The 20,344-nt window shown below is 48.3% G+C and carries 16 protein-coding genes; 4 read left to right on the top strand and 12 right to left on the bottom strand.

Annotated elements, in window-relative coordinates; translation table 11 throughout:
• Positions 1-87: 87 nt before the first annotated feature.
• From AAKU61_RS01600 to AAKU61_RS01570, 7 genes are all read right to left on the bottom strand, one after another.
• Entirely contained in the window at positions 88-2,598 is a 2,511-nt protein-coding gene (locus AAKU61_RS01600) for an efflux RND transporter permease subunit (RefSeq protein WP_354329042.1), read from the bottom strand.
• On the bottom strand, positions 2,595-3,614 hold the full coding sequence (locus tag AAKU61_RS01595; RefSeq protein WP_354329040.1) for a WD40/YVTN/BNR-like repeat-containing protein: 1,020 nt from the start codon (positions 3,612-3,614) through the stop codon (positions 2,595-2,597). The genes AAKU61_RS01600 and AAKU61_RS01595 overlap by 4 nt, the downstream gene beginning before the upstream one ends.
• A gap of 56 nt (positions 3,615-3,670) precedes the next feature.
• Positions 3,671-5,050 (bottom strand): DUF1329 domain-containing protein, encoded by a 1,380-nt coding sequence (locus tag AAKU61_RS01590; protein WP_354329038.1) that lies wholly within the window; start codon positions 5,048-5,050, stop codon positions 3,671-3,673.
• A gap of 44 nt (positions 5,051-5,094) precedes the next feature.
• The gene (locus AAKU61_RS01585; protein WP_354329036.1) at positions 5,095-6,765 is read right to left on the bottom strand and encodes a DUF1302 domain-containing protein; all 1,671 of its coding nucleotides are present in this window, start codon (positions 6,763-6,765) and stop codon (positions 5,095-5,097) included.
• An 885-nt stretch (positions 6,766-7,650) separates the two neighbouring features.
• Positions 7,651-7,989, bottom strand: a complete 339-nt coding sequence (gene fdxA, locus AAKU61_RS01580; RefSeq protein ID WP_354329034.1) for a ferredoxin FdxA — start codon at positions 7,987-7,989, stop codon at positions 7,651-7,653.
• A 19-nt stretch (positions 7,990-8,008) separates the two neighbouring features.
• Positions 8,009-8,797: a ferredoxin--NADP reductase gene (locus AAKU61_RS01575; RefSeq protein WP_354329032.1), complete on the bottom strand. Its 789-nt coding sequence runs from the start codon at positions 8,795-8,797 to the stop codon at positions 8,009-8,011.
• Between the two features lie 105 nt (positions 8,798-8,902).
• Positions 8,903-11,230 (bottom strand): molybdopterin-dependent oxidoreductase, encoded by a 2,328-nt coding sequence (locus AAKU61_RS01570; protein ID WP_354329030.1) that lies wholly within the window; start codon positions 11,228-11,230, stop codon positions 8,903-8,905.
• A gap of 103 nt (positions 11,231-11,333) precedes the next feature.
• Between AAKU61_RS01570 and AAKU61_RS01565 the strand changes: the two genes are divergently transcribed.
• A complete protein-coding gene (locus AAKU61_RS01565) occupies positions 11,334-11,906 on the top strand; it encodes a TetR/AcrR family transcriptional regulator (protein ID WP_354329028.1) in 573 nt (190 codons plus the stop codon).
• Positions 11,907-11,979: 73 nt separating this feature from the next.
• Here AAKU61_RS01565 and ssb read toward each other — a convergent pair whose 3' ends face one another.
• On the bottom strand, positions 11,980-12,468 hold the full coding sequence (gene ssb / locus AAKU61_RS01560) for a single-stranded DNA-binding protein (RefSeq protein ID WP_322121025.1): 489 nt from the start codon (positions 12,466-12,468) through the stop codon (positions 11,980-11,982).
• Positions 12,469-12,810: 342 nt separating this feature from the next.
• On the opposite strand from ssb, the gene uvrA reads away from it, so the two are divergent.
• The 3 genes from uvrA to AAKU61_RS01545 all read left to right on the top strand — a co-directional run bounded on the left by uvrA (position 12,811) and on the right by AAKU61_RS01545 (position 17,754).
• Positions 12,811-15,762 (top strand): excinuclease ABC subunit UvrA, encoded by a 2,952-nt coding sequence (uvrA, locus tag AAKU61_RS01555; RefSeq protein ID WP_354329026.1) that lies wholly within the window; start codon positions 12,811-12,813, stop codon positions 15,760-15,762.
• A 308-nt stretch (positions 15,763-16,070) separates the two neighbouring features.
• On the top strand, positions 16,071-16,646 hold the full coding sequence (gene pth, locus AAKU61_RS01550) for an aminoacyl-tRNA hydrolase (RefSeq protein ID WP_354329024.1): 576 nt from the start codon (positions 16,071-16,073) through the stop codon (positions 16,644-16,646).
• 10 nt (positions 16,647-16,656) lie between these two features.
• On the top strand, positions 16,657-17,754 hold the full coding sequence (locus AAKU61_RS01545) for a patatin-like phospholipase domain-containing protein (protein ID WP_354329022.1): 1,098 nt from the start codon (positions 16,657-16,659) through the stop codon (positions 17,752-17,754).
• Positions 17,755-18,053: 299 nt separating this feature from the next.
• On the opposite strand, the gene AAKU61_RS01540 is transcribed toward AAKU61_RS01545, so the two are convergent.
• The 4 genes from AAKU61_RS01540 to AAKU61_RS01525 form a co-directional block, all read right to left on the bottom strand.
• Positions 18,054-18,248: a type II toxin-antitoxin system antitoxin gene (locus AAKU61_RS01540; protein ID WP_354329020.1), complete on the bottom strand. Its 195-nt coding sequence runs from the start codon at positions 18,246-18,248 to the stop codon at positions 18,054-18,056.
• Between the two features lie 81 nt (positions 18,249-18,329).
• Positions 18,330-18,806, bottom strand: a complete 477-nt coding sequence (locus AAKU61_RS01535) for a hypothetical protein (protein WP_354329018.1) — start codon at positions 18,804-18,806, stop codon at positions 18,330-18,332.
• A 99-nt stretch (positions 18,807-18,905) separates the two neighbouring features.
• On the bottom strand, positions 18,906-19,127 hold the full coding sequence (locus AAKU61_RS01530) for a hypothetical protein (protein ID WP_354329016.1): 222 nt from the start codon (positions 19,125-19,127) through the stop codon (positions 18,906-18,908).
• A gap of 50 nt (positions 19,128-19,177) precedes the next feature.
• Complete coding sequence (locus AAKU61_RS01525; RefSeq protein WP_322121018.1) at positions 19,178-20,098, bottom strand: SPFH domain-containing protein; 921 nt, start codon at positions 20,096-20,098, stop codon at positions 19,178-19,180.
• Positions 20,099-20,344: the final 246 nt, after the last annotated feature.

The following is a 20,344-nucleotide window of genomic DNA, read 5'->3' as shown; positions in this document are numbered from 1 at the left end:
GGATGAGTTATTTTTTTCAGTAAAGTAAATCAAAAACATCAAAGACATACGCTTGCTTGATCACTAGCAGAAGATCGTGATCAAGTCCTATAAAGCGGTAACAGAATTGGTTAAGTTGTCGGGTGCTGTTGGTGTTGCTGACGTGCTTAATGAGTTAACTGAATTTCCTGAATTTCCTGAATTAGCTGAATGCGCCACTGCAGCTAATGGCATAACAGGTCGCAATAAAAAGTACGCTAATGCAGGTAATAAAACTAATGCGCCGAGCATGTTCCATAAAAACATAAATGCCAGTAGCAAACCCATATCTGCCTGAAATTTGATGGGACTGAAACTCCAGGTCACCACGCCGATTGCCAGAGTAACCCCCGTCAGCATCACGACCTTGCCCGTAAATAGTAGCGCCCGGTAGTACGATTCCGAGAGACTTTGACCTTCCCGCATGCGAGCCAGCATAATGCTGAGGATGTACAGCGCATAATCGATACCGATACCAACACCCAATGCAATCACCGGCAGCGTTGCAACCTTGACACCCATGCCCAGAGCCACCATCAGCGCCTCGGCCAAGATCGAGGTCAGCATCAGCGGGAGTACCGCGACCACCACCGCCCGCCATGACCGGAAGGTAATAAAGCACAACACAATCACTGCGGCATATACCAATAGCAGCATCTGACGCCACGCATCATGTACAACAATATTGGTCGCAGCTTCTATCCCCGCGCTACCTGCAGCTAGCAGAAATTTTGTGTCGTTAGTATCGTTTTCTTTGGCAAATGCTTCCACATGCTGGACTATCGCTGTCAATGTGTCAGCACGGTGATCCCGCAGATAAACATACATCGTGAGTAAGCCACAGCTGTCGTTATATAAGCCGCGCGGCGCTCCGGCGGTGACGGTATTGAGCATCGCTTGATTGGGTAGAAATGCGTACCATTTTGGATTGCCTTCATTCAGACCGGACAGCACTCGACGATTGAGCAAAGCCAACGTATTCGTGCTCTCTACTCCATCTAGCTGACGTAACTCCCACTCCAGCGCATCTACTTTATTCAGTGTCTGGTATTGCGAGCAAGCGCCCTCCGGAGTCTTCACCATCACTGCCAGCACGTCGCTAGAAGCGCCGTAAGCAGACGTCATAAATGCAACGTCTTTGTTATAGCGGCTATCAGGACGTAACTCCGGCGCGCCTAAATCAAGATCACCTATCTTCAAGTGTGTGCTGGCGACATATCCACCAATGCCCATTAACACCGCGACTACCACGGCACCGGTAGCCCAGCGACGTTGCGTAAAGCGATCCAATAGCGCCCATAGAGGATGCCTCACTTCACCGGCAGCATCACCCGCTTCTGCACGTAAGCTGCGCTCGGCAGCGCTGGCACTAACGCCGCTATAACTGAGCAAAATCGGCAGCAAAATCAAATTGGTAAAAATCAATACGGCCACACCTAAGCTGGCGGCAACTGCTAGTTCCCGAATCACCTGAATATCGATCATCAGCAATACGGCGAATCCCACCGCTTCGGCGACTAGTGCCGTGAATCCAGCCAAAAACAAGCGGCGGAAGGTAAAGCGTGCCGCGACTAATTTATGCATCCCGCGACCAACATCTTGCATGATGCCGTTCATTTTTTGTGCGCCATGACTCATACCGATAGCGAAGACTAAAAATGGCACCAGTATCGAATACGGATCGAGAACATAGCCAAGCATAGGCAACATTCCAAGCTGCCAGACCACAGCGATCAGTGACGCGGCAACCACCAGCAAAGTGGAACGTATGCACCTTGTGTACCAGTACACCATTAAGGTGGCGATGAATACGGCCAGCGCAAAGAATGCGAGTACCGTTTTGACGCCCTCAATCAAATCGCCAGTTAGCTTGGCAAAACCAGTAATATGGACCTTGACACCACGCGCCTCATACTTAGTGCGCAAGGCTTCGAGCTTTTCAGAAAAACTACGGTAATCCAGAGGTCGCCCTGCGCTATCCTGATTGAGCAGCGGCACATAGATCACGCTAGATTTTGCGTCCAGCGCTACGATCTGACCGATCTCGCCGGAGCGGGCAATATTTGTGGCGAGCAATTGCAGCGACTGGGCAGAACCATCATAAGCATCAGGGATGACTGGCCCCCCTTCCAGACCATCCTCAGTGACACCAACCCAACGTGTGGTTGGCGTCCATATCGACTTCATCTGAGTTCTGTTGACGCCTGGAAGTAAGAACACCTCATCGCTGAACTGACGTAGGGTTTCAAGATAATTCTTGTCATAGATGGTCAAATTACCCGGGGCGTTTACCTGATTATTTGCGACCGCGATACGGACAGCATTACCCAGCCCGGTAAGATCATTCTGGTGATCCAGTAAATGACGAATATACGGATGTTGAGAAGGAATAGTTTTCTCAAAACTGGCATTTAGCTCCAGTTTGCTGGCCTGCCAGCCGAGCAAAATCGTGATCAGCGCGCATACTGCAACTACGATAAGACGATGATTAAACAAAAGACGCTCGACCAGCGAACCAGACCGGGGATCAAAGTCAGACAACTGCCCCGACCCGATCGGAGAATGAGAGGAAGGCATCATGGCTTAACTCCGGCCACGGCTGACGCTAAGTCTAGGCCAATCGCGCCTTGCATTGTCAGCGCAAGTAATGAGCCATCTCGACGTACAAGTACTGCATTTAAAGGTGGTAAAAGCGGCGTTTTTAGTGGTATTAAAACACCATCGTGCCCCTGTAGAATAACGCTGGCCTGATTGACCATGACTAAGGAACCATCCGCCCGCAATGCAGATCCTGTGATCGAAGCGGGCATTGATACGGGCACCTGCGACCATTGACTACCGGCATCAATACTGCGCCAGATATTGCCTCGCAAACCAGCGACAACAATCTCATTGTCGTTTGGTAGTTCTAGCGTAAAAAAACTACCTTTGTATGGCGTTGTGATACGTTCAAAATGCTGGCCACCATCGATTGAGCGTAATAACAAACCTTGCTCACCAGCGATGACAATTTGCTGGCCTCGCGCACGGGCTGCATAAAGGTGTAAACCTTGCGGATTATCGGCAGCAGACATGCGTGAAATCCAGGTTTTTCCACCATCCTCAGTCGCAAAGATTAAGCCGTACGCGCCCACTGCGATTGCGCGACGTGCGCCAATGACTAATACATCTAAAAATGGCTTATCAGGACCATCCGCAACTAGCCGCAAGGCAATTTTCTCTGTAATTAGATCACCAGATTTTTGCGCCGTTTCAAGTACCATTTGTGCTGCAAGACGGCCGTCAAATTGGCGTGTCCAAGTAGAACCTGCATCATCACTGGTCAAGATAATACCGCCGTGCCCGACAGCAATCCCATGTGAGCCATTAAATCGCACAGAGGTCAATGTCACACTGACTGGAGCTGGCACCTGACGCCAAGTGGCGCCATCATCCTCAGATAACACGATCACGCCACGCTCACCGACCGCAACCAACCTTCCGCCAACTTGAGCACCGCTAAGCAGTACGACCTTTGCTGCCTGGCGGGACGTGAGTGCCGGACGATCGAGCGCGTCACCAATGGGCGTCGCTTGCGCAGATATCGTAATTATCATGAGACTTAGTGCGAATGACTTAGCCACGGCTGGCAGATAACGATTACAACAGTTCATCAGCGCACACTCTCGCTTGCCATCGCATCCGGTGTGAAGGTGCTGTCTGAATAGCGTGGCTTGACCGCGTAATGCACCGACTTACTGTTATAGAGATCGCCAACGTAGGAGTTGCCTGATAACAGATCATTGAAGCCGAAAGAACCAATCACGTTACCCGGCAAATCTGGCGCAACAAAACTAGCCGACCAAATTGTTTTCCACAATTGACCGTTTGAATCAAAGCGATCTGCCAGCACGCAAATCCAGGTGTCTTCGTCATAGTAATAGCGGCTCTTGGCAGCCGGATGGCGCTGACCTGCGCGTAGCGCCGCATCAATCACCCATACCCGATGCAATTCCCAACGCATGTAGCTTGGATTGACACCTGTCTTACTCAGCACTTCTGCATCGGCCTTCGGTTGCAGCATTTTGTTCACGTTATACGGAACAAACATTTCTTTCTTACCGGCGATTTTAAATTCGAAGCGATCCAACTTACCTGACCAAGTCTGTACCTCATCAAAACTCATTAAACCTGCGGTCACCGGGGATGGCGTGTCACAACACGGATTAGGTAACTTACGTACCCGGCGCTGCCCCGTCAGATACACCCAGGCTTGGGTTTTAGCAGGGTCGAGCTGATCGCGACCAGTAATAGCTTCACCAGCGCGGATAGGAGGACCTACGTTGACTAATCGGATCAGTTGAATCTCGGGCGATTTCGCAAACGATTCTAAAGTAGCCTCGGGATAGTAGTAGGGAATCTGAAAATCAATAATGCCATCCGTGGTCATCACAGGACGGCCATCGGCAGTAATTTGGTACTGTGTTACCTGCGACTGAAACGAAGTACCACGCCAGCGCAGCATATGATTCCAAATCACTTCTGCACCATTTTTAGGAATCGGGAAAGGAATACCACCGACGACATCAGCCGCAACATCGCCGACCAATTTGCCGCGTGTCGAGTTCTTCAATGTATTGTCATAGACCCATTGCGGCGCGGCAGCAGTGCGATGCGTTGGATAAACATCCACCCGGTAATCCGGATATTTTTTTAATAGCGCTTTAACGCCATCAGTCAGCCTATCGGCATATTGATCCGCGTTTTTAGCAGTGATTGAGAAGATTGGTTTTTCATCCTTAAACGGATCGCCGCGACGCCCTCCCGCTTTATCGCCTGCAATAGCAGTCGTCATACCACCAGTCCAGGCCGGGATGCTGCCATCTTTATTGCCAGCTTTTTCAGCACCGAATGGGGTTAATTCGGTCTTTAACTTAGCCGCTTCTTCTGCAGTTACACCAGCCATGACGGGCAGAGTTACTGCACTCATCATCATGCTAATAATGGCGGTGAGGATGTGATTATGATGATTGTTGCGATTGAATTTCTTCATGATGTTGTCTCTTTATTTAATAGTCAAAGCAAAGGCAGACCGACTTAGAAAGTCCGGCGCACGCTAAGGGAGATATAGTTGCGGTCGCCTAGCGGATTACCATCACTGAATTGACCGAGAGCGTAATCGTTGTAAGGTTTGCTATCACCGATATAACGCGTGTAATTCATCGCGAATTGCCATGTATTAAGGTAATTACCTTCCAGTCCAATGTTTGCGTTGCCGGTGCCTTTAGCACCCCAGGCAGTCACGCTGGATCGACTATCAAGAGAATAGCGAGCACCAACGGGTACGCTCAAATCCAAGCCCGGCAGCACCTGACGATAAGTAGGTGTGTAGATCAGCTGCACAATGCTGGCATCACGAGTACGACCCTGATCAATCTCATTTTGAGGATCGGTTTTACTCAATACGCGGTTCCAGGCAAGCTCAGCAACCAAACCGCTTTCTTGCGCCAAAAAGTTAGCGCCAAAACTACCCAACATAGACAAATTGAAGTGCGCAGTACGACCCGTAGGGTTAATCGGACGCGGCGCGCTAGCCGGTCCAAAGTACACCGCGTTATTGACGGTCAGTGCCATGTTGTCGCGTACGGATGCCTCAGCAGAGACATTGAAATCGCCAATGGAGCGCGAAGCACTCATACCCGCAACTTTGATGTCGCTTCCAAACACGTAAAACCACTGGCTATCCGTCGTCTTGGCGCCTGGGTTGAGGCGCGAATAGAGCTGGCCAAATTTGTCGTTATATTTGGCGTAGAAAAAACTCAGATCAGTCTCATCAATCCGCCATTTCAGCTGTAAACCAAACTGCCCGTTATTACCTGGACGGACATTCGCACCCGGCGATGCAACATAGCTACCGGCGACAGGGCCAGCAAACGCAGGAATATTCACGAACTCGGGACCAGTCGCATTCCAAGGAACATTCGCGGTAGAGAAATAACTACCAGATGGCGGATCTCTGCTCTCTTTCCAGCGAAATTGAACATATCCGCCCAAGCTAATATTGGGCTGAATTTGCCATTGAGCAGACAACTGAGGAACGGGCATTGCAATTTCTTTAAATTGTGCATTTGGAGAGGACAATAATTTATTGATGTCTACCGGACCTTGAGCAGCGGCCACGCCGTTATCGCCAAAGAACAGGCTTTCGCCATATAAAATGGTGTGCTGGCCAAGGCGCGCTGTGAGCTTGCCCGCATTGCCTAAGTCAGTACTACCGAATACAAAAGCATCCAGCACTTCGGCCTTACTACCGGCAATTTTTCGTGTGTAATCTGGGAATTCGTTGTATGGCACCTGACCCACAGTGGGATCATTTAGGGCGTCTGTCTTGCGATTGTATGCCTGGTCGTACCATGCGGCAGCACTTACGCGTAATCCGTATTTGCGTTGGAAAACCAGGTCGAATTCAGAGAGCAAATCTACCCGCTCAGATACAAAACCCCGTTTGCGAAAGTTTTGATCACCGGCGTTCAGGTTCAGCGCTTGCGGCGCACCAGACGGACTAAATGAATTGGTCAATATCGAATCAGCATCGTTAAGGCGATAGATAGTGCTGGCTTTAACGGTGTTGTCGAATCTTAACGTCAGGTCTGGATTGTCGACTTTGATTTCGCCCGCGTGGCTAGCAACTGCTGAGAGTGCTACACCCGCCAAAGCGCATTGATTTAGCACGAGCCTAAGCTTGCGCTTGCTTGATGATTTCTGCATTGCTGTCTCCGATTTTATATTTTAGGACTGACGCAAAATTGTCCCAGCAAGGCGTAGCGACGACGACAGTACTTTGGTACGGCTAGTCGCTGCAACGCAGCTGGGGCAGTTTTGCGTAAGTCCCTTGTTTTTATCCACCTCGTCCGACCTTACTTGTGAAGGTTTTTGTATGACTGTGTGGTGGATGAAGAGTACGAAGTCCGGAGGATTCGGTAAAACAGTTTCTATCGATTGGAGATATTGGGATTTTCAATACATGCATTTATAGCATCGAAATACCCTAAAGCGAGCAGTTCAATACCTGTATGTGTTCACCCACAAAATCAATTGGCTAGCTATGAGCGAGAACCTAATTGTGGAGCAGTAGCTGTGAGAAACTAAGCAAGTCGGAAATTTGATTAAGTCATTTAAGGCAGAACCAAGACGACTAACGCAAAGATAAGATGTGGTTTTTTTGCTCAAATAGTTACTAGGGCATAGAGAGTAATAATTTCTAGCTGCTAATCAGCGTATCCCGGGGGTGAATATTGGTAACACTACGTCAAGTCAGGACTTACGCAAAACTGCTACAGCTGCGTAGCAATCCCATTCTTACCAAGTACGAAGCTAAAGTACTGGCCTTGTCGCTACTTCTTGCAAGGAGAATTTTGCGGAAATCTTAAATGTAAAAAAGAAGTGATTTTAGCAAAGAAATACTTAGCAAAAATCACGTTGAAAAACTAAGTCAATACTCATAAAAATATACTCCCAAATATTTAATAAAAAAACCACTAAAAATACCAATAAATATATGGACAATTAATAATTACTCCTACGGAGTATTTCTAAACAGCTTATCGGAAAATAAGCCATAACATGTAAAATCCGGTCTTATCTCGCTACAGGTCAAACACCGTTGCGATCTAGTAAGCTAATTTTATCTTTGATCGTCTTGAATTTTTCGTGCTCAGGTAGTGGTGATTTTTTCTGACTAATCATTGGCCACTTGCCGCTACTGGCGAGCTCTGCATTGATGCTTAAAAAATGTTGTTGTCCCGATGGCAGATCGGTATCGGCAAAGATTGCTTCAACAGGACATTCTGACACGCACACGGCGCAGTCTATGCATCCGTTGGGATCAATGGCTAAAAAATTGGGCCCCTCGATAAAGCAATCGACAGGACACACTTGTACGCAATCAGTGTATTTACACAGGATGCAAGATTCGGTAACGACGAATGTCATAGTAAGTTCCCCTTGATCTTCATTTCTCGACAAAGGCGCGTTCGATGACATAGCTACCTTGATGTTGCATCGATCCTTCATCAAAACCACGACGATGCAATATCGCCACCAAATCAACTAGGACCTCTGGATTGCCGCAGACCATGACACGGTCATGCTCTGCGTCTAAAGCTGGTAAACCCAGTTCACGCTCTATCGTACTGGCCTCTAGTAAATCCGTAATACGACCTTGCTGAGTAAATGGCTCACGCGTCACGGTAGGGAAATAGCGAAATTGATCCGTTACCAGATCACCAAGATATTCATGGCTAGGTAACTCTTGTTTGAGGTAATTGCTATAACCAAGTTCGCTGATATAGCGTACGCCATGCACCAATACAATATGTTCAAAGGCCTCGTAGTAATCAGGGTCTTGCACGATACTCATGAAAGGCGCCAATCCAGTTCCGGTACATAACAGGTAAAGATTTCTACCGGGTCGTAAATTATCTTTGATCAGTGTGCCAGTCGGCTTTCTACCGACCAACAAAGTACTGCCTACCCTTAGATGTTGTAGTTGAGAGGTCAAAGGACCATCAGGTACTTTGATGCTATAAAACTCCAGATGCTCTTCATAATTCGGACTTGCAATACTGTATGCCCGCAATATCGGTCGCCCTTCGATTTCCAGACCGATCATCAAAAACTGTCCGGACTGAAAGCGTAAGGCAGCGTTACGCGTGGTTGTAAAACTAAATAATGTGTCGTTCCAGTGATGCACATTGAGCACGGTTTCTCGAAGCAATGCTGGGCTATTAGTTAAACTCATTGTGTGCTTTCATTCTTAAAATATGGCGGTAACGGTAACGATAGCGGTCATGTTTATACTCATGTCTTTTAAATTAGCGCCGCAGCATGCTCATCCGCTGATCAATCAGGCCGGTACAGGAATACGTTCTACTCTTGCCGCTACACGTTTATGCCAAGGTGTTCCGGCAATTGGATCGCGCTCCATCACGCCGGTTAATTCATTGAGCGATACGCCTTTACGTTCGACCACGCCATCGGCGCGGCGATAATCTAAACCTAGTCCGTTAGGTAGAGAAACATGGCCGGATTGCAGTCCCTCTGATAGCTCAACTTCTGCGTCGGCGCTGCCGCGGCGTGTCGTTACTCGCACCCAGTCACCCGGCTGACAACCTAAGTCAGCGGCATCTTGGGGACTAATCCGCAAGGTTCCAAAGCTGCCTTTCTTATGCCAGCTGCTATCTCTGAATGTGGTGTTGGAGGTTTCGGTACGACGTTCGCCAGCGGAGAGTATGAAAGGATATTGCATGTCAACAGTAGGGCCGCCTTTGCTGATTTTTTCGATTTCAGGTAATAGCTCAGGTATCCATAAATTGATACGATGATCCGGGAGTCGCACCGCTTGCCAGCTATGTTTGTATTCTGCAATAGCGTAGACCACGCCCGATGGACTGTTGACGATCGCGTTGAACAAGCGGTTAGCCGCTAACACAGGATGTCCGCTGAAACCTGCGCCAGCGGCGGCCTGCGGCTGCTGACGGATATACATCTGACAGATCCCCCATAAAGCTGCGGCAGGTGCCGCTGCCTTTGTCATTTGTTCACCCAAGGTGCGATAAAGCACGACAGGCGCATTCCGGGCTACCCGCTTATCGCGCATAGATTTCCATGCAAAAGCGAGAGCGTAAGGTAGCAAACCTAACTTAGCAGCTTTGCGTAACAAGCCGTATTGCGCAGGTCCTACCGCTCCCAGTGCCTCGACCAGACGGGCATGGATTTCTGCTTCTGACAAAGTGCCTTCACGCGGCGCAAACAAGGGATGCCGTAAATGAAAGGCATTTTTTGGCACTTCTAAATTAAAGAAAGCCGCCTCCGCTTTTTCAAAAATACTAGACGCTGGAAGTACGTAGTCTGCCTGCAACGCGGTTTCTGTCATCGCCACGTCTAGTACGACACTCAACTCTAAAGCGCGTAAAGCTTCGCGCATTTTTTGGCTATCTGCTAAGGAATGAACCGGGTTGGCGCTTTCGATCAACATCGCCCGGAAGCGTTTTGGATGATCCGTAAGAATTTCTTCAGGGATCACATTACAAGGGATTAAACCCATGATCACTTTGAATCCTGTTACAGGACTGGTGCGACCAACTCTGGGCTTGGCAGATGTAGCTTGTGAAGGCGTTTTCGGATTTTTGGTTTTTTTACTTTGATCCCGGCCAGACATAGATAAGCCCAGCAAAGGGACGAAAGAGTTGTTGGTACCTTGGCGTCCATAATTGCCCGTTAATAACCACACCAGACGATTTAGATAGCTGTTCAGCGTGGAATGCATATTCATCTGTACGCCAAGATCTTCTAACATCGAGACACTTTTTGCATGGACGATGCGGCGGGTCGCGCCGCGTATCAAATCCTCGTCAACACCACAAATTTGGGCGTATTCAGGTATAGAAATTTTGCGTAATTCGGCGGCGATGTTGTCATAGCCAGTGGTATGTTCTACATGCCACTCCATCGGAGCCAAATTATCTTGTACGATGATTGCTGCCATCGCCATCAAGCACCAGGCGTCTGTACCTGGTTTGACTGCGAGGTGATAATCCGCCATTTCTGAGGTTTCGGTCTTACGGGGATCAATCACAATAATGCTGCGGTTTGGATCTTTCTGCATATCTCGCAAAATCACACGCGCTCTTGCAAAGCCATGCGACTGCCAAGGATTTTTCCCCAGGAAAACTGCCACTTCAGCATGCTCAAAATCACAATGCACGCCAGACCCCATCATCTTGCCCTGCACCCAACCCTCGCCAGTTTTTTCTTGTGCTAAGGCGTTAGAACGATATTCAATACCCAAGGCCTTAATCGTGCTATCTGCATAAATGCCACCCAGATGATTGCCTTGACCACCACCTCCGTAATACAAAATACTTTCGCCACCATGCTTGCGTTTAATCTCGGTAAATTTTTCTGCGATCTCACGGATCGCAGTGTCCCAGTCAATCGCCTCGTAACTACCGTCGGCACTTCTGCGCATAGGCGAAGATATGCGGTCAGCGCCATTCTGGTAATAGTCCATACGCTGCGCCTTTTCGCATAAATATCCTTGCGAGACTGGATGCATCTTATCGGCACGAATACGAATAATCCTTGACCCCTCGGTTTGGACTTCGAGACCACAATTGAGCGCACAAATAATGCACGCTGTTTTTTTCCACTCCACAGGTTCTGAATTAGTCATTTGTCGCCTCGAACGTTATAAAGGATTATTGGATAGTGATCGTTATCCTATATAATGTTAATCCTAGCGTCAATAGAAACGTCAACCTAAATTTCAAATTTATATGCGCTATTCGAAGGAACACAAAGAAGGAGTCCGAAGTCAACTGCTCTCGGAAAGTGGAAGCTATGCAAAAAAACATGGTTTCGCAGCAACAGGTGTTGATGCACTGGCGAATGCCGCGGGGCTGACAACAGGTTCGCTCTACAAACACTTTAGCAACAAGAGCGATCTTTTTACTGCCGTGATCACAGCAGAAATAGGTCGCACTGTGCAGGTTTTTGAGAACATGAATCCAGATGATATGGGAACCATCCTTAAAGCACTGGCGAGCTACCTCAGCATGCAGCACGTACACTCACCGGAGACTGGATGTCTGCTGCCCTCACTCACAGCAGAAGTAGCACGCGCCAATGACGATGCGCATCTAGCGTTTGAAGCTGGCATGCTCCGGTTCAAAGATGTATTAAAAGAAATGACCGGATCAGATACAGTCGCATGGACAGTGATCGCACAAAACGTCGGTGCAGTCATGATTGCCAGAGCTATGCAGCACGAGTCAGCAAAAGAAGAAATCATTAATGCGGTGCGAACCACCGGTGCTCAACTTTTAGTCGAAGCGTTTGAAAAGAAATAACTTGTAAAACTTAAGAAAAAAAACGCAGCCTTTAAGGGCTGCGTTTTTACTTTTGTATTGAGAAAGTCCGAAATTAAAACGGAATATCATCATCCATATCAGAAAAATTCGGTGCCGGGCGTGATGCTGGTGCCTGACGTGGTGCAGATGATGGCGCTGGTGCGCTTTGGCGTGGTGCTGATGGGGCGCCGCCGTACTCATCCATCGGTGCACCGCCGCCCATACCTGGACGTCCGCCCAACATTTGCATGGTGTCTGCTTTGATGTCGGTAGCGTATTTCTCTACGCCGTCTTTGTCGGTGTATTTACGCGTGCGAAGACTGCCTTCCACATAGACTTGCGAACCTTTTTTCAGATATTGACCAGCGATTTCTGCCAGTTTGCCGAAAAAAGTAATGCGATGCCATTCGGTCTGCTCTTTTTTCTCGCCGGTGGCTTTATCTTTCCAGTTTTCTGTAGTGGCAACGGTGATGCTGGTCATGGCGTCGCCGCTAGGCATGTAACGCGTTTCTGGGTCGCGTCCGAGATTGCCGATAATCTGGACTTTATTGAGGGATGCCATGTATTTCTCCTGTTGTTCGCTAATTAAGTTCACTAAGTAATAGTGATTATTTGATGAATTTGACAATAACTCTGGCTAAAACCACATTCAGCCCATTCAGCCATCTCGCTGTTTAGCTGATTGAGCATTTGCCGCCGATTATAAGCCAGACAAGCTTAGTAAAGCGTTTCAGAATGCTCTTATCCATTCGTGACGTTGCCATACAGATATGTCAAACACGGGACAAAAACAAAGTCCGCAGCTTGCACACGTCAAATTTCAAAAACCCGTTATAGTATCAGGTTGCTTGTTCCCGAATCAAAAAACCGGGGAGCCAAACCATCCTTACGGAAAGCAGTTGATATGACACAAAATACGGTCAAAGTTCGTGCAAAATCGGCCAAAGCAGCCAAGCCTGCTGAAATCGACTTCGATAAAACTGGCATCCCCGCACCTAAGCGTGACGAAATCCGCATTCGCGGTGCGCGTACACATAATTTAAAAAACATCAGTTTAGATTTGCCACGCAATAAGCTGGTGGTCATTACTGGTTTATCCGGCTCAGGTAAATCGTCTTTGGCGTTTGATACTTTGTATGCAGAAGGCCAGCGACGTTATGTCGAATCACTGTCAGCTTACGCACGACAGTTTTTGCAATTGATGGAAAAACCGGATGTCGATCTGATTGAAGGTTTGTCCCCTGCCATTTCGATAGAGCAAAAAGCGACCTCGCACAATCCGCGTTCTACCGTCGGTACGGTAACTGAGATCCACGATTATCTGCGCCTTTTGTATGCCCGCGTCGGTACGCCGTATTGCCCAGATCATCCAGAAAATCCATTGGCAGCGCAGTCTGTATCGCAAATGGTGGATACCGTGCTGGCAATGCCGGAAGATACCAAGCTCATGATTTTGGCGCCCGTGGTGTCCAACCGCAAAGGTGAGCATGTTGATTTGTTTGAGCAGATGCAAGCGCAAGGCTTTGTGCGCTTCCGCGTACAAACTGGCACACACCCGGCCAAGATTGTCGAAGTGGATGATCTGCCTAAATTAAAAAAGACGGAGAAGCATACGATCGACGTGGTGATTGATCGTGTCAAAGTCAAAGCTGAGATCAAACAACGTCTGGCAGAGTCATTCGAGACCTCACTGCGCATCGCCAATGGTCGCGCCTTGATTGTGAATATGGACAACGGCCATGAGCAATTATTCTCGAATAAATTTGCCTGCCCGACTTGCGGTTATTCGCTACAAGAATTAGAACCGCGCCTGTTCTCCTTCAACAATCCTATGGGTGCTTGCCCAGAGTGCGATGGCCTCGGCCACATCGAATTTTTTGATCCGAAACGGATTGTTGCCTTCCCAAATTTGTCGCTGGCCAGCGGTGCGGTCAAGGGCTGGGACAGACGCAATCAATTCTATTTCCAGATGTTGTCCAACCTGGCGGCGTTCTATGATTTTGATATTGATACGCCGTTTGAACAATTGCCAGAATCTGCTCAGCAAGTGATTCTGTACGGATCAGGTAAACAGAATATTCCCTTCACTTACATTAATGAGCGCGGTCGTACCGTCATCAAAGAACATACCTTTGAAGGCGTGATCGTCAATCTGCAACGCCGTTACCGCGAGACAGATTCGATGGCAGTAAAAGAAGAACTCGCCAAGTTCATCAATGAAAAGCAATGCCCTAGCTGCGACGGTGCACGTTTGCGGATTGAGGCTCGTTACGTCAAAGTCGGTAACGGCGCGCAGGAAAGAGCGATTTACGAAGTCAGCGCCCTGCCTTTGCGCCAAACCCTGAGCTTCTTTGAATCACTGACTTTAGTCGGTGCAAAACGAGAAATTGCAGATCGCATTATTAAAGAAATCAGCTCGCGTCTAACCTTTCTCAACAACGTCGGTCTGGACTATCTATCTTTGGACCGCAGCGCCGATACACTCTCCGGTGGCGAGGCACAGCGTATCCGTCTGGCGTCACAAATCGGTTCTGGTTTGACTGGTGTGATGTATGTACTAGATGAACCCTCGATCGGTTTACATCAGCGCGACAACGATCGCCTGATCGATACGCTAAAACATTTGCGTGATATCGGTAATTCTGTGCTGGTAGTCGAGCATGATGAGGATGCGATCCGCTGCGCCGACTTTGTCGTTGACATGGGCATCGGTGCAGGTGTGCATGGCGGTGAAGTCATTGCCCAGGGTACGCTAGAAGACATCATGAAAAGCGAACGCTCGCTGACCGCGCAATACCTGAGCGGTGCCATGGCAATCGCCGTCCCTAAAAAGCGCACGACCTTTAATCCGGAAAAACAATTCGTGATCTCTGGCGCACGAGGCAACAACCTAAAAAACGTGACGCTCAAGTTACCAGTTGGCTTACTCACCTGTGTGACTGGCGTATCCGGCTCTGGCAAATCTACACTGGTCAATGACACCTTATATCCTGCCGCTGCGCGCCACTTATATGGATCGCAAACCGAGCCTGCCGCGTTTGACAGCATCAGCGGGCTAGAACATTTTGATAAAGTCATCTCGGTCGATCAAGCACCGATTGGCCGCACACCGCGCTCCAATCCAGCTACTTATACTGGTTTATTCACACCGATACGCGATCTGTTTTCTACCGTGCCGGTGGCCAAAGAACGAGGCTACAGTGCAGGACGTTTCTCGTTCAACGTCAAAGGCGGTCGCTGCGAATCCTGTCAGGGTGATGGCGTGATCAAAGTCGAAATGCATTTTTTACCCGACGTGTACGTGCCTTGCGATATGTGCCACGGCAAGCGCTACAACCGTGAGACATTAGAAGTCCAATACAAGGGAAAAAATATCAACGAGGTGCTGGGCTTGACGGTAGAAGATGCGTATGAATTCTTTAAACCAGTTCCCGTCATCGCACGTAAACTACACACACTGCTAGACGTGGGCCTAGGCTACATCCGGCTGGGACAAAGTGCGACTACGCTGTCTGGCGGCGAAGCACAACGGGTAAAATTGTCCCTGGAATTATCCAAACGTGACACCGGTCGTACTCTGTATATTTTGGATGAACCAACGACGGGTCTGCATTTCCATGATATTGATTTGCTGCTCAAAGTCATTCACCGTTTGCGCGATCAAGGAAATACGGTTGTCATCATCGAACACAATTTAGACGTGATTAAGACCGCCGACTGGATCGTCGATCTGGGACCAGAAGGCGGCGCAGGCGGTGGCCTGATTATCGCAAGTGGTACGCCAGAGGATGTTGCAGCAAACCCTGAGAGTGTGACGGGTAAGTATTTACAACCCTTGCTGAAGAAAAAAAAGTAAAACTGCTTGTCCAATGATTCTGCGGCTTCTGGCGTGATTTTAAGCCAGAAGCCGCAGAATCATTGGACGCTCTATTTTGATTTTGTCTAAAAAATTTTAACCGGAATGTCGCCGCGGAATGCGTCATACGCCCCGTAGCAAGCGATAAAAAATAGCAAGGTGTACTGGTCAGCATGGCGCACCATACGGTTATTAATTATAGATAAGCGAACTATGTGACCTGTTGATCTACAAGATGACGTGTAAAAAATTCAAATCAATTCAATCTATCAACTCACAGCTAATGCACTATTTTTGCTGAAATTATTATGTCTATCCGCCTCATAGTCGGCCTCGGCAATCCTGGCCCTGAATACGAACAAACCCGCCACAATGCTGGCTTCTGGCTGGTTGATCAACTTGCGACAAATGGTTTGCAACGCGATAAAAATTTTAACGCGCTGGTGGCTAAAACCAGGCTTGCTGGCGAAGAGGTCTGGCTGTTGCAACCACAAACATTTATGAATCGTTCTGGCCAGTCGGTCGGTGCGATTTGTCGGTTTTATAAAATCACGCCAGATCAAGTATTGGTGGTGCATGATGAGCTGGATATTTTGCCGGGTATTGCCAAGCTTAAATTAGGTGGTTCGTCTGGTGGTCATAACGGGTTGAAAGACATCACCGCAGCTTTGGGGACACAAGATTATTGGCGCTTGCGGATAGGTATCGGACATCCACGTAGTCTGAACTTGCAACAAGGTGTTGCTGATTTTGTTTTGCATCGCCCGCGCAAAGAAGAGCAGCCTTTGATCGACGAATCGATTGCCAAGAGTCTGGAGATCATTCCTATGCTGGTCGAAGGAAAATTTTCTGCCGCGACAATGCAGTTACATACCGTGAAATAAAGTACCTCCTATGACATCCCCCATACAAATCCGCGCCGGAAAATTTGCTCTCGAACATATTCGTCAACACGGTTTGCAGGCGCGCGACATCGCGGTTATACCTGCTGCTGCGGGTGGCCCTAAAGGGTTGATTTTGCAGGCGCTGGATCAATGGTTATTTGGAGAATGGTTGCCAAGTGCACCGCGCGAACGTACTTTGATCGGGGCATCCATCGGTGCCTGGCGTATGGCGGCGGCGAGCCACGCTAATCCGGTGGCGGCGTTCCAGCGCCTCGGTGATTTGTATTGTGAGCAGCGTTATCCTGAAAAACCTTCAGCCCAATATGTGACGGATGTTTGCGTTGAATTGCTACAAAATTTTATCGGTGGTTACGAGCAAGAAATCGTACACCAACCGCTACACCGTCTGCATCTGCTGGCAGTACGTGGCCGGGGCTTTTTAAACGCACCACAATCGAGTGGCAAAGCTAAAGCGGGATTTGTGGCAGCGACGTTTTCGAATCTGGCATCGCGCTCTAAACTCGCTAATCACATGGACAGAATGGTGATTGGCGACGTGCGTGATCCGCTGTTTTGGTTGAAGGCAAAATTTGATGCGTTCGATACCCATTTCTCGTCATTAACGGCAGATAATTTAGCCCCGGCCTTATTGGCATCGGGTACCTTGCCACTGATTATGGAACCTGTGCGCCATATTCCTCATGCGCCGACGGGTACGTATTGGGATGGTGGGATTATTGATTACCATCTGGCGCTGCCTTACTCGCGTTTAAGCGGTAACAAAGAAGGTGGCTTAGTGCTGTATCCGCATTTTACCGACCATATCGTGCCGGGCTGGCTAGATAAAAGTTTGCCATGGCGACGCGCCAGCATAGGCAAAAACCGGCATTGGCTGGACAACGTGATTATGGTGTCGCCATCACCGGGTTTTCTACAAACTCTGCCACGCGGCAAGGTACTCGACCGGAAAGATTTTTTCTTTTACGGTAGCAATCATGATTTACGTATTCATCATTGGAAAACCGCGATAGGAGAAGGCGCACGACTGCGAGATGCGTTCGCTGATTTTATTCAACGGCCTGATGTAAGCCAAGTATTGCCGCTGTAAATCTGCGGCGTTGAATGCAGGTAAATTAAGAAACGTCTGACGCAAAAACGGAACGCTACTCGCTGGCATTCACATGGACCCAGATGGCTGGAGGTAAAACATCAAGACCTCTCAACACAGAGACACAGAGCCACAGAGAAAATCAGGAGAACAGCGCTAAAACCTGTCTTTCTCTTCCTTTATTGTTCTCTGTGGTGAGAGGTTTTGGTTTTTGCGTGAGTCCTAATAAGAATTGTTTTTCTCTGTGCCTCTGCGATCAAATATTTTTGATTGTTAGTCCTAAGCTATCACTACGATGCTCACTCAGTTTTTACGTCATTCTGGCTAACAGATTCAATATCGACCTTGCGGCCACGCTGGCTTAAAGCGTCTCTCAGTAAATACTCCACTTGCGCATTACTACTCCGAAGTTCTTGCGCGGCCATACGCTCGATCTCTGCCCAAAGTGCAGGATCGATGCGTAACAAGAAAGATTTTTTCCCGGGGCTGGCCATGATGTTTCTGATCTACCTGAGTGAGCGACTTAATTGGTGAACTTAACTGGCGAACTTACTTGGTAAGCTTAGTTACTAAGCTTATTTAATAAGCTTATTGGCATAATTTGCCAGCGCGTTGTTCAAAGCGGCACACAACACCTCAGGTTCGGCAGAACCTAACCTCAGGCTGGAGCCATCTGCTTTGGTAATGCGCACCGCGCCTTTTCCGGCGGCGTTGTAGAGCATGCTCTCTTTGGTAAAGCGAATACCCCAGCCTTCTATCCAGCGTGATTCACATTGCTCTATCTGACGGATATCAGTCAGCGCTAACTTCCATGCGGGCCAGCCAAATAAGCCGAAATACCAGCGCAAATGGGTATTGTCTATTTTGACTGTCAATCGTCCCAGCAAACCCAGCACCATAAAATTGATCGCAGCAATCGTCAGCAGCGCGCGCAAACGCGCGACTGGATCAAGCCCCATGGTTTTAACTGCCATCATGATTAGGGTCACTAAAGGCAGCATGATCCAGAGGACTTTCATCCATTGGCTTTGTTGGTATTTAATTTCGTTCACAACATTTTCCTCAACAATTTTTTTTTGATTCTGACTAGCTGGCAAACTTATTTAGCTACTTTGTTTGACTACTTCGTTAAGCGACTTCATTTTGCTAGATTAAGGTACTGGAGGTTGATCGCGCACACCTGATGTTGCATCGTGCGCACTGGCTACGGCAGGCGTGACTGGCACAAAAGGACCTTGCAGACGGAACTTGGAAAATCGCTCGACTTTATCCTGACCAAACCAACGACCTAAAAATGACAACCCAAAGAAGCATAAAATCAGTGCCAAAACGGAGGCGACTAAGACACCGAAGATCATCAACAATGGATGCATATCAACCCCTCAACAATATTCATCAGGAACACAACTTCAAACCGGCAGACTCAATTGTAAAGCGTACCGGTATTAATAATCGGCTGCGTCTCTTTATCCGAGCAAAGCACGACCAGCAAATTGCTTACCATTGCAGCTTTGCGCTCATCATCTAGCTCGACGATCTTGCGTTCAGACAAACCCTTGAGCGCTTCTTCTACCATCGTCACCGCACCATGTACGATCTTTTTACGCGCACTGATAATCGCATCGGCTTGCTGTCTGCGCAGCATGACTTGCGCGATCTCTGGTGCATAGGCCAGATGCGTGAGCTTGGCATCTTCCACATCAATCCCCGCGACTTCAAACCGGGTATGTAACTCTTGTCGTAAGGCTTTAGTCACCTCATCTAAACCAGCACGCAAGGTAGTCTCGTGCTCCGCCAGATCATCGCCCTCGTCATACGCATATTGCGATGCGAGATGACGGATCGCGGTTTCGGCCTGCACATTCACAAAGCGCTCGAAGTCATCGATATTGAATAAGGCCAGCGCCGTATCTTGTACGCGCCAGACAATCGCCGCACCAATCTCCACCGGATTGCCGCGCTTATCATTCACCTTCAAAGTTGGCGAATTTAAAGTGCGAGCCCGCAAACTGACTTTGCGTACCGAATACAAAGGATTGGCCCAACGCAAACCCGCGCTGCGATCGGTGCCGATGTACTTACCAAACAAAGACAACAAGGCCGCCTCATTCGGTTGCAGCATGTACAAGCCCGACAATAAAAACGCACCCAATATGCTGATCAGCAATTTACCAAAAATCGGCAGTACCACTGGCTCCAACGCATTGAAACCAGACCAGGCCCAATAACCACCCGCCACGATCAAAAACAAACCGACGGCCACCATCAGATAACCATCTGGCGAGGAATGAATGCGTTCATGCATCAATGACTTGCCACCGACAACTTTACTTGCTGTGTTCATATTATCTCCGTTTGAATGACATCAAAGTGATATCACTTTAGTAGCACTGATTGGAGATGTCAAGGAGAGTTTGGATTATAAATACAGGCGTTTGAATGGAAATAACGATTGCGGATTGCAACGATTGATCAAATTATTGAAGGAGAAATTCATATACTACCCCCATGTATTTTTTTATCCTCCAATTAATTATGGGCAGTCATAGCAATTTTATTTAAAAAAATTGGGAGTATATAAATAAAAGCT

The sequence above is a fragment of the Undibacterium sp. GrIS 1.2 genome (assembly GCF_040544435.1).
Taxonomy (GTDB): Bacteria; Pseudomonadota; Gammaproteobacteria; order Burkholderiales; family Burkholderiaceae_D; genus Undibacterium.
This window is presented reverse-complemented; position numbering and strand designations above follow the sequence as displayed.

Bases quoted from the DNA above. Each gene is read 5' to 3' on its own strand.
- AAKU61_RS01600 (WP_354329042.1), bottom strand. From the start codon at position 2,598: ATGATGCCTTCCTCTCATTCTCCGATCGGGTCGGGGCAGTTGTCTGAC.
- AAKU61_RS01595 (WP_354329040.1), bottom strand. From the start codon at position 3,614: ATGATAATTACGATATCTGCGCAAGCGACGCCCATTGGTGACGCGCTC.
- AAKU61_RS01590 (WP_354329038.1), bottom strand. From the start codon at position 5,050: ATGAAGAAATTCAATCGCAACAATCATCATAATCACATCCTCACCGCC.
- AAKU61_RS01585 (WP_354329036.1), bottom strand. From the start codon at position 6,765: ATGCAGAAATCATCAAGCAAGCGCAAGCTTAGGCTCGTGCTAAATCAA.
- fdxA (WP_354329034.1), bottom strand. From the start codon at position 7,989: ATGACATTCGTCGTTACCGAATCTTGCATCCTGTGTAAATACACTGAT.
- AAKU61_RS01575 (WP_354329032.1), bottom strand. From the start codon at position 8,797: ATGAGTTTAACTAATAGCCCAGCATTGCTTCGAGAAACCGTGCTCAAT.
- AAKU61_RS01570 (WP_354329030.1), bottom strand. From the start codon at position 11,230: ATGACTAATTCAGAACCTGTGGAGTGGAAAAAAACAGCGTGCATTATT.
- AAKU61_RS01565 (WP_354329028.1), top strand. From the start codon at position 11,334: ATGCGCTATTCGAAGGAACACAAAGAAGGAGTCCGAAGTCAACTGCTC.
- ssb (WP_322121025.1), bottom strand. From the start codon at position 12,468: ATGGCATCCCTCAATAAAGTCCAGATTATCGGCAATCTCGGACGCGAC.
- uvrA (WP_354329026.1), top strand. From the start codon at position 12,811: ATGACACAAAATACGGTCAAAGTTCGTGCAAAATCGGCCAAAGCAGCC.
- pth (WP_354329024.1), top strand. From the start codon at position 16,071: ATGTCTATCCGCCTCATAGTCGGCCTCGGCAATCCTGGCCCTGAATAC.
- AAKU61_RS01545 (WP_354329022.1), top strand. From the start codon at position 16,657: ATGACATCCCCCATACAAATCCGCGCCGGAAAATTTGCTCTCGAACAT.
- AAKU61_RS01540 (WP_354329020.1), bottom strand. From the start codon at position 18,248: ATGGCCAGCCCCGGGAAAAAATCTTTCTTGTTACGCATCGATCCTGCA.
- AAKU61_RS01530 (WP_354329016.1), bottom strand. From the start codon at position 19,127: ATGCATCCATTGTTGATGATCTTCGGTGTCTTAGTCGCCTCCGTTTTG.
- AAKU61_RS01525 (WP_322121018.1), bottom strand. From the start codon at position 20,098: ATGAACACAGCAAGTAAAGTTGTCGGTGGCAAGTCATTGATGCATGAA.